This window comes from Aquicoccus porphyridii, assembly GCF_008369105.1.
In the GTDB taxonomy this organism is placed as follows: domain Bacteria; phylum Pseudomonadota; class Alphaproteobacteria; order Rhodobacterales; family Rhodobacteraceae; genus Aquicoccus; species Aquicoccus porphyridii.
Window position 1 is genome coordinate 1 of sequence record NZ_VINQ01000252.1, and the last position, 350, is coordinate 350.

Consider the following 350-nt stretch of genomic DNA (forward strand, 5'->3'; position numbering starts at 1 on the left):
TTGGAGGCGAAGCCGGCGGCCAGGTCGAAGCCGGCCTTGCCGCTGGCGATCAGGTACAGCACGCCGCCGGCGGCGAGGCCACCGAGGACCTGGGCGACGACATAGGGCAGCAGTTGGCTGGCCGGGAAGCGCCCGCCGACCCACAGGCCTACCGATACCGCGGGGTTCAGATGGGCGCCGGAGATCGGGCCGATGGCATAGGCCATGGTCAGCACGCTGAGGCCGAACGCCAGGGCCACGCCGAGGTAGCCGATTCCCAGTTCCGGTACGCCGGCAGCGAGTACTGCGCTGCCGCAGCCGCCCAATACCAGCCAGAAGGTGCCGAAGAACTCTGCTCCGTATTGCTTCAT

Annotated in this window: 1 protein-coding gene; it reads right to left on the bottom strand. The window is 68.6% G+C overall.

All coding sequences use genetic code 11. The features are described from left to right. Positions 1-350 (bottom strand): aquaporin (locus FLO80_RS22760; protein WP_188078425.1); only part of this gene is annotated, 350 nt, incomplete at its 3' end.